General features: G+C 44.7%; 1 protein-coding gene. It reads left to right on the top strand.

Features of this window, described 5'->3' with window-relative positions; genetic code table 11:
- Window positions 1-2: 2 nt before the first annotated feature.
- The gene (locus tag AYJ08_RS12070; protein ID WP_064017932.1) at window positions 3-10829 is read left to right on the top strand and encodes a non-ribosomal peptide synthetase; all 10827 of its coding nucleotides are present in this window, start codon (window positions 3-5) and stop codon (window positions 10827-10829) included.
- Window positions 10830-10877: the final 48 nt, after the last annotated feature.

Below are 10877 nucleotides of genomic sequence, written 5' to 3'. Positions count from 1 at the left end.
ATATGGGGCAATCAAACATTCAGAAATTGTATCCCTTAACACCTTTGCAGGAGGGAATACTGTACCATGCTGAGCTTGATTCGGATTCCTTAGCGTATGTGATTCAGTTGAATTTGCACCTAACAGGACAGCTTGATGCTGTCCTGTTAGAAAAGAGCTTGCAACATATCATGGATACGCATGATGTGCTTCGTACAGCGTTCGTCCATCAAGGCCTGTCGCGGCCACGTCAGATAGTCTTGGCAACACGCAAAGCTGATTTGTTTGTAGGAGATCTCAGACATCTGACGTCAGAGGAACAGCAACGTCATATTCGTGCCTATATGGAAAACGATAAAAAAAGAGGGTTTCATTTGGAAAGAGACGTCCTGATCCGCCTAGCCGTCTTTTTCCTCGCAGATCAATCCTATCAGCTAATCTGGTCCAATCATCATATTGTACTGGATGGGTGGAGTCAGGGAATCCTGATGCAAAGGTTATTTGCCAGCTATGAAGCACTCCGATTCGGGCAACCTTTCCCTTCCTTTTCTCAGCGAGCTTTTGGAGACTATGTGAAATGGGTAAAGCAACAAGATCAGACGGAGGCAGTAGCGTTTTGGAAAAATCGACTTTCTAGTTTTGAACATGCCAGCACCTTATTAGACCGAAAGCTTGCTCCACCTACAACTGCTGATTATAAGCATGCCGAATATACGTCAGAATGGGAGGAGACTCTGACAGAAGCGTTACTGCTCGTTGCGAAGCGCTATCAGGCAACGCCTTCAGCGCTGCTTCATACAATGTGGGGCATTCAGCTCGGCAGATATAATAATCACGATGATGTTGCATTTGGAACGGTAGTTTCGGGACGCCCCTCTACAATTCCTGGCATCGCGAGCATGGTGGGCTTGTTTATCAACACGATTCCAGTACGGATTCAGATGCATGAGAAACAAACCTTTTCACAATTGCTTCAGTGGGTAAACAAACAAGCACTGGAAGCGAAGGAATACGAGTATCTCCCCCTGTATGAGATACAAAAGCTGACGGCAGTACAGAAGGGGCTAGTGCAGCACCTAATTGCGTTTGAGAATTATCCATTTGATCAAAAGCTAGAGAGTGAGGAGTGGGAGGACAGACTAGGCTTTACGGCAAAAGTAGTTAATGCTTTTGAACAAACAAATTTTGACTTCACGCTTTCTGTTTTTCCAGGAAAGAGTTGGACTTTAAAAGCGATGTATAATGCTCATAAGTTTGATCAGCTCGACATCCAGCATATGCTTGCACACGTAAAGCAAATTGCAAGATGTATCGTAAAACAGCCAGAAATACTGTTAGAGGACATCAATTTGTTAACTCCGGACGAAACACATACCCTTCTGGAGGAGTTCACCAATACCACGGTTGATTACCCAGATCGGACACTGCATGCTCTTTTTGAAGAACAGGTGGAAAGAACCCCTCATCAGGTGGCGCTGATTATGGGAAAACATAAATATACGTATACTCAACTGAACCAAGCAGCCAATCAGCTTGCGCGTTTATTGCGAGATAAAGGGGTAGGAAACGATACGATAGTAGGAATCATGAGTAAGCGGTGCTGTTTACAGGTAATTGCGATTCTAGCAACATTAAAGGCAGGTGGTGCCTACCTACCTATCGATCCTGCCCTACCCAATCAACGAATCCAGTTTATGTTGGAGGATTGCGAAGCCAAGGTTCTGTTGGCACAGGCTGAATTTCTACAATCTATCGCCTTTACAGGTGAAAGAGTTGACATTGAGGATCAAAGGATCGCTGAGTATGACAATGCTGATTTGCTCTTGCCAGAACAGCCGAGAAGCTTAGCTTATGTCATATATACATCAGGAACAGCAGGTCAGCCTAAAGGTGTTTTAATCGAGCATCACAGTATAGCGGACCGGTTGCAATGGAGAAGAGAGGAATATGGTTTTACACAGGAAGACGTTGTTTTACAAGTGCTTGCTTACTCGTTCGATGCGTTTGTCACTAGTTTGTTCACTCCGCTGTTATCTGGCTCTGCAAACGTGCTTGTTTCAGAGGACGATTATCAGAATCCTCTTGCCATTTGCCGACTAATCGAGGCGAACCAAGTAACCTATCTATTTAGTGTTCCTGGACTTTTTTCTACTATTATCGAGGCAATCACGAGTACACAAGCAAGCTCCCTGCGAATGGTTACGCTTGGGGGGGAAAAGGTATTTCCTGCTCTCCTTAAGCGGATTCAGGAGAAAAACACTGCTATTGAACTAATCAACGAGTATGGTCCAACGGAAAATAGCGTAAACACCACTATCCTGCGTCGCATGAGCCCTGATGAGATTACGATTGGCCGACCAGTTGCCAATACCAAAGTATACATTATGGGCAAACACGGGCAGCTCCAGCCGATTGGGGCGATAGGAGAATTGTGCATCGTAGGTAAAGGTCTGGCAAAAGGCTATGTGAATCGACCGGAGGAGATGCAAGCACGTTTTATAACCACTCCCTTTACGAAAGGCGCTGTTATGTACAAAACAGGAGACCTGGTGAGATGGTTAGCAAATGGCACAATAGAATTCAAGGATCGGATGGACGATCAAGTAAAAATTCGCGGTTATCGTGTAGAACTAGGAGAAATTGAGCAGGCTATTTATTCGTGCGAGGGGGTAAAAGAAGCAGTTGTATCGGTCTGGACGGACAGCTCCATGCAGAATGTGCTAAGTGCATATCTTCTGGTGAAGGAAAGCTTCTCTTTGTCACACGTTAAAGCATCTTTGCAGAAAAAGATCGCCCCTTATATGCTTCCCCACACGTATACAATAATGGATCAATTCCCTCTAATGGCTAGTGGTAAAGTGGATCGAAAAGCGCTACCAATACCAAGCTTTCAGGCAGATCAAATTCAGTCAACCCCCCAACAAAATGAATCTATGACGGAACTGGAAACGGAAATTTCTAAGGTTTGGAAAGAGGTCCTGCAAGTTAAACACGTAGGCTTAGATGATTATTTTCATGAGTTAGGTGGGCATTCGTTAAAGGCTATGATGCTCACCTCGAGCATTCATCAAAAACTAGGAAAAGAAGTTCCCATTAGACTGCTGTTTGAAAATCCAACTGTTCGACTTTTAGCCGCTTACGTAACAAAGCAAAATCAGGAGAATCAGATTCAACCCACCAAGAGTAACTACGCACCTATTTTGCCTGCCCCTGAAAAATCAAACTATCCAGTCTCATCCGCACAACGGCGCATGTACATTGTTAGTCAAATGGAGCATGAGTCTGTAGCCTATAACATCCCCACTGCTCTTTTGCTAGAAGGTAATGTAGACACAAATCATCTTATCTCTGTGATACAACAGTTGGTTGATCGACATGAAACCCTGCGAACTTCTTTTCATATGGTGGAGGGCGAACTCGTTCAACGCATTCATTCTAAGGTGGAGGTAACTGTAGATGTAATAGAGGAAATGGAGGATTCGATTGACGAGTTGCTCTGGAAGCTTGTACTGCCTTTTGATTTGGAAAGAGCCCCGCTGTTTCGCGCCACCATTATTCGCTTATCAGCGCAGCAGCATCTCTTGTTTATCGATATACATCATCTTGTTACAGATGGCGTCTCGATGGAGCTTTTTGTTAACGACCTCGTCCAATTATACCAAGGAATAGAGGTAGCAAAGCCTCTTCTTCACTACAAGGATGTGGCAGTATGGCAAATGCAACAGGAATATCAGGAAAGCATGGAGGCATCCAAGGAATATTGGCTGGGACAGTTTGCTCTCGACATCCCAGTCCTTCATCTGCCGACTGATTATCCGCGACCAGCCCTACAAAGCTTCGCAGGAGACCGCTGCCCCTTTACACTAGATAGCTCGTACAGCAAACATTTAGACAGGTGGTGCAGTGATAATCACTGTACGCTATTTATGCTATTGCTCGCTACACTCCAAATTTTTCTTGCTAAATTAACCAGACAGGAAGATATCGTAGTGGGTACGCCGATAGCGGGTAGGACGCATTCTGACATGGGAAAAATCCCAGGATTATTTGTAAATACGCTGGCTCTGCGAAATCAGCCTAGAGGAGAGCTTCCTTTTTTGGAATATATGAAGGAGGTAAAAGCGTCCAGTCTGCAGGCGTTTTCACATCAGAATTTTCCGTTTGAGGAGTTGGTGGAGAAGCTTCCGTTAGAGCGCGACACGAGTAGATCCCCTTTATTTCAGGTCATGTTAAATGTTCAGGACACTAAGCTGTCTAAGCTTCAACTTAATGGACTTTCGATTACCCCTTATCCACTGCGAAACCCTACCGCCAAATTCGATATGACTCTGACAGCAGTAAAAGGAGAGGAAGGGCTTCAATTTTATTGGGAATACTGCACTGACCTATATTCACCAAAGACCATTCAGTGCTACACCAAGCATTTTTTACAGTTGTTAAAAAGCGCTGTGGATAATCCGGAGCTTCCCATACATGAACTTTGCTGGATATCTCCTGATGATCGCGACGAGATGACTTATGGCAAAAATATAGATGTAAGTATGGCATTCCGGGCTGCTCCACTGCACTTTCAATTTGAAGATCAGGTAAAACAGACTCCACATGCACCTGCCCTTTTTTATGAAAGGAAAATGCTTACCTATCAAGAGTTAAATGAGCTGGCCAACCGAGTTGCTCTAGAGCTGAGGAAGAGGGGGGTGGAACGAAATGAAATCATCGCACTTCTTCTGGATCGATCGATTGAAATGATTGTAGGGGTTCTCGCGGTGTTGAAAGCGGGAGGGGCATATCTACCTCTCGATCCCAAATGGCCGACTGATCGCCTGCGTTATATGATTCAAGATAGTCGGGCAAGCGTTATTTTGACTGAGGAGAAATACTTTGCTCAGCTTCCAGATAACAACCAAGAGAAAATATTGGATATAAAGGAGCTTATTCGACTGGCAAAAGGAACAAAAAATCCTGAACGAATCAACCAAATAGAAGACTTAGCCTACCTCATTTATACGTCTGGTACAACGGGAAAACCAAAAGGAGTCATGATTGAGCATCGACAGGTTTCCCACTTGGTGGCAGGTCTGCACGAGCATATTTATGCCAAGCATCCACAAAGGCTTAAAGTAGCGATGGTAGCACCCCTTCATTTTGATGCCTCTGTTCAGCAGATTTTTGCTGCGCTCTTGCAAGGCCATACACTCTATGTAGTACCACAGGAGGGGAGTGCTGATCCGTTCGAGCTGGTGAGGTTTTATCAAGAGAATGCCATTGAAATAACCGATGGAACACCGGCCCATTTACAAATGATTGCTCAGGTAGACAATGTAAATACGCTCTCGCTTCGCCATTTGATTATTGGTGGAGAAGCCCTATCCTACTCGGTCGTCAGGGAATGGTTTGGTCGCTTTAATCAACAAGAGCAGGTTCCCCTTCTTACCAACGTATACGGGCCTACAGAGTGTTGCGTAGATGTCTGCTACCATCATGTTCAAAAAGAGACTGCTACTATTGAGAAAAGAGTTTATGTACCGATTGGTAGGGCATTAGGGGAAAATCAGCTTCTTGTTGTGGATGAGCGAGGTCGTGTGCAACCAGTCGGCATTCCAGGAGAATTGTGCATTTCAGGGCCTAGCGTAGGTCGTGGATATTGGGCTAGCCCGGAGCTGACAGCCGAAAGGTTCATCGCAAATCCAAATGAACCCAAACAGGTTCGATATCGGACAGGTGACCTAGCAAGAGTGTTGCCTGATGGCGAAATTGAATTCTTAGGCCGAATGGATCGCCAAGTAAAATGTCGTGGCTATCGGATTGAGCTAGGTGAAATTGAAGCAATAATCTACAAATATCCGAAAATAAAGTCAACAGTAGCTGTTGCCTATCCAGACCATGGAGTCGTGGAGGACATATATGCTTATTTCACAGCAGATCAGAGCGTTTCTGTTGACAATATACGTGAATTCCTCCAAACAGAGTTACCTAGTTATATGATTCCGAGCTTTTTTGTACAAATCCCATTCATTCCGCTGACTAGTAATGGCAAAGTGAACCGTAGAGCATTGCCCACTCCACAGAGTAAAGCAGACCCGGGAGAATATGTCGCGCCGCAAACAAAGTGGGAGAAGCTATTGGCAGGGATGTGGCAGGAGGTTCTAGGTGTAGCTAGAGTAGGGAGAAGGGATCAATTTTTTAGATTAGGTGGTCACTCCTTACGAGCGATGACATTTGTTAGTTCCTTGCAAAAAGAAACCAAGCGAACATTGCCGCTTCGTGTGCTATTTGAGCGTCCTATTCTACAAGATTTGGCAAGGTACATTGAGCAACAGGAGAAAAGCGAGATAGATACCTATCTCCCTATCGAGGTTGCAGATGACCGGGAGTATTATCCGCTGTCATCAGCGCAAAAACGAATGTATATCTTGCAGCAACTGGATTTACACAACATGAGCTACCACCTTCCACAGGCTCTTATGCTTCATGGGGACTTTGATCATCGACGCCTTGAGCAAGCGTTTCAGATGTTGATAGATAGGCATATGATTTTGCGAACCGCTTTTCTTGAACAGCAGGGAACTCCGGCTCAGGTCATTTATAAACAGGTTCATTTTCAATTGCCGCTTACAGAAGGAAGCACAGAGAGTGTGGAAGAGCACATAAGACAATTTATTCGTCCCTTTCATTTGCAGGAAGCCCCCTTATTTCGGGCAAAGGCAATTCGTTTGCAGAAGGATCATCACCTGCTCTTACTAGATATGCACCATATTATTACCGATGGAGTGTCTACCGCTCTGATCGTGAAGGAGCTTGCCCAATTTTATGCAGGAGTGGATGTAGAGCTGCCTCGGTTACAGTACAAGGATTATGCTGTATGGCAGGCAGATTCTCTGCACCAAGAATGGATGAGACGGCAGGAACGATACTGGCTGCAACAGCTTGGGGAGGCTCCGCATATTTTAGAGTTGCCCGCAGATGATAAACGTCCTTTCGTGCAAAGCTTTGCGGGTGATCTTTTGCTCTTTCAGACGACCAAGGAAATCACGAGGGGGATTCGTCAAGTTACCGGGGATACAAAAACAACGCTGTTTATGTTCCTACTAGCCTGCTTCCACGTTCTTCTTCACAAGCTCACCCGACAGGAAGATCTGTTGGTTGGCACAGCCGTAGCAGGTAGGACGCATGGCGATACGAAGGATATGCTAGGTATGTTTGTCAACACGGTCGTACTACGATCACGGCCAACGTCTGAAAAAACGTTTGCTCAATTTCTACAGGAAATCAAGGAAACAAGCCTGACAGCTTTTGAAAACCAAGACTATCCCTTTGAGGAATTGATTAGCAAATTGCATTTGGAACGAGATATGAGCAACAGCCTGCTTGTGAATGTAATGATGACGCTAGCTAATATGGAGTTACCTACTTTGAATGTAGACGATCTTACAATCACTCCTTATACAATAGAGCACCAAACAACAAAATTTGATCTGACTCTCGCTGTAGTTGAGCAACCAGAGTGTCTCATGCTGCAATTTGAATATAGTACCGTCTTATTTAAACGTGACACCATAAAGCGATGGAGCAGGTATTTGCTGACGATTATTCAACAGGTTATCCATCATCCAGATGTTTCGATCGGAGAGATTGGTCTAGTCGGAGAAGAGGAGCGAAAGAGGCTTCTTGAGGAGTGGAATCAAACCACTGCCGATCTACCTGCAAACAAAACCGTCAAGGAACTATTTGAGGAGCAGGTTTTGCTGACGCCTGACGGAATCGCAGTGAGGTATGAAGAATCTGAATGGACATATCGCCAGTTAAATGCTCATGCAAACCGGTTAGCGAGCGTGCTGATTCAAAAGGGGATAAAACCGAACCAGCAGGTAGGAATTATGGTTAAACCATCGCTTCAAATGGCACAGGGTGTTCTAGCAATTGTAAAAACGGGTGCGGCATTTCTCCCACTTGACCCCAAATATCCCTCTGAACGTATTTCTTACATGCTAGAAGACAGTGAAGCTTCCTGCCTGTTAATTCAAGCAGGATTACAAGTGCCGGAACGCTATCACGGCGAAGTAATTTGGATTGAAGACTATGTAAGAGATTGTCCAGAAGAACCATTTGATGCAGCAAATCCAAAAGGAAAAGCTTCTGTAAATGACTTGGCCTATGTTATTTATACGTCTGGGACGACTGGACTGTCGAAAGGAGTAATGATTGAACAGCATTCGCTAGTCAATCTCTGCTACTGGCATAATCATACGTTCAAAGTAACGCAGAAGGATCGATCTGCTAAATTCTCTGGTTTCAGCTTTGATGCTTCTGTATGGGAAATGTTCCCCTATTGGCTAGCTGGGGCAACGGTTTGCATGGTAAAAGAAGAAATACGACATGATCTCATGCTGCTTCATAGATTTTTTGAGCAGGAAAAGATCACGATCAGCTTTTTGCCGACTCAGCTATGTGAACAATTCATCGAACTGCCGGCTCATTCTCTGTCCCTTCGAATTTTATTAACAGGAGGAGAAAAGCTAAGGCGTGCTTTGTCCACTCCTTATACAGTAGTAAACAATTATGGTCCGACGGAGGCTACAGTCGTAGCAACTTCTACTGTGATAAACACAAATACAGATCCAATCACAATCGGGAGACCTGTATATAACACAAGGGTTTATATACTAGACGAAATGAATCAATTAGCTCCGATTGGAGTGACGGGAGAGCTGTGCATTGCTGGCAAGGGGATAGCACGTGGCTATATAAATCGACCAGCGGAAACAGCCGAACGTTTTGGTACCGATCCATTCTATCCTAACGAACGAATGTATCGAACGGGTGATCAAGCAAAATGGATAGAAAATGGGCTGATCGATTATGTAGGACGAATAGATCAGCAAGTAAAGATTCGCGGACATCGAATCGAGCTAGCCGAGATTGAGAGCCAACTCCTTGAGCATCCAATGGTCAAGTCAGCAGCCGTTTTAGATAGAAATGATGCAAAGGGTGCTTTGGTCCTGTGTGCCTATATTGTCCCGGTAGATAGAATGGAGCCTATGAAGCTACGAGCTGATCTCCTTCGTGTATTACCGGAATTTATGATTCCAACGTACTGGCAGGAAATCAGCCAGATTCCGCTCAATCACAATGGAAAGATAGACCGTTCCTCCTTGCCAGCTATCAACGTGCCGACACAAACAGAACGATATCAGGCGCCACGCGATGAGAAGGAGCGCCTTCTTGTAGAGGTTTGGCAGGAGGTCTTAGGCATGGAGCAAATCGGCATCACCGATCATTTCTTTTGGCTGGGGGGAGATTCCATCAAAGCCATCCAGATGTCTAGTCGTTTATATAAACAAGGCTGGAAGCTTGAGATGAAGGAGCTGTTTCGTTCTCCCACTATTGAACAAGTAGCTTCACATCTGCAATGGATAAAGGGGACACAAGCAGATCAAGGGTCAGTGGAAGGGGAAGCAGTGCTGACACCGATTCAACGGTGGTTTTTTGAACAACAATTCACCAATCAGCATCATTGGAACCAATCTATGATGATTCACTCGTCTCATGGTTTTCATGAAAAAATCATTTCCCAAAGCTTTCAGCACCTGGTACGCCATCACGATGCTCTTCGCATGGTGTATGAAATCTCGACTGAATTGATTCGTCCCTACAATGCGGGAACAAACCACGAGGCGTTTCAAATAGTCGAGATTGATGTTCGGCATCATCAGCATCCGGCCCAAGCCATTGAAGAGCATGCCAATAAGATGCAGGAATGTATACAGCTACAGTCCGGCCCCCTAGTAAAGCTGGCACTTTATCATGCACCGGATGGGGACCATTTGCTGATCATTATTCATCACTTAGTAATAGATGGGGTATCATGGAGGATTTTACTAGACGATTTTGCCCACACATATGCTCAGCTTGAACAGGGACAGGTGCCTTTACTACCGGAAAAGACAAATTCTTTTATGGAATGGTCACTAAAACTAAAGGAATATGCCCATACAGAAGACTTTCTTCAGCAGCTCCCTTATTGGTCGCACGTAGAGAGCTTGGAGATTACGCCATTGCCAAGGGATCGCGTGATACAAAAAAGAAGGCAAAAAGATTTAGTTAGCTACTCATTTGAGCTGTCAACAGAAGACACGATTAAGCTCACAACGAAGGTACATCAAGCTTATCTGACAGAAATCAACGATATTTTACTAACTGCGTTGACGCTAAGCCTTCGTTTTTGGACGAAGAGCTCCCAAGTGGGAGTGTTGCTGGAAGGTCACGGACGAGAGGAGATTTTGCCGAATCTGAGCATCTCCCGCACTGTGGGCTGGTTTACCACTCAATACCCTGTTGTCTTCCAAATGGATGAAGAGGATACCTCAGCATCGATCAGGTCTGTAAAAGAGCAGCTACGTCAAATTCCTAATAAGGGCATTGGTTATGGAATGCTCCGCTACTTGACGAAAAAAGAGCTTCGTAAAGGGCTTGAATTTTCGTTAGAACCCGAGATAGCTTTTAACTATTTAGGGCAATTTGATAATGAAAACAGCCCCTTGTCAATTCAGACGTCTTCTTATTCTATGGGTTATCAGATATCACCTGATTCGACCTCTCCCTATGCTCTTATGATCAGTGGACTAATTCGCAAGGGTCAGCTTATCATGACATGCTCCTATCATCCCTACGAGTTCACAGAAGACACGATCATGCATTGGATGAATCGGTTCCATAGTGATTTGCGTTCTATCATTGAGCATTGCGTTTCTCAGAAAGAAACAATTCGAACTCCAAGTGATTTTAGTGCGAGCGATCTGGAGATGGAGGAAGTGGATAACATTTTTTCACTCTTAGAAGATAAGCTGTGATCAAGTGATAGAAGAGCGGACTGGATTAATCGGAAGGCGAGGTGGAAT

It is taken from the genome of Brevibacillus sp. SKDU10 (assembly GCF_001645205.1).
Lineage (GTDB): Bacteria > Bacillota > Bacilli > Brevibacillales > Brevibacillaceae > Brevibacillus_B > Brevibacillus_B halotolerans.
This window is presented reverse-complemented; position numbering and strand designations above follow the sequence as displayed.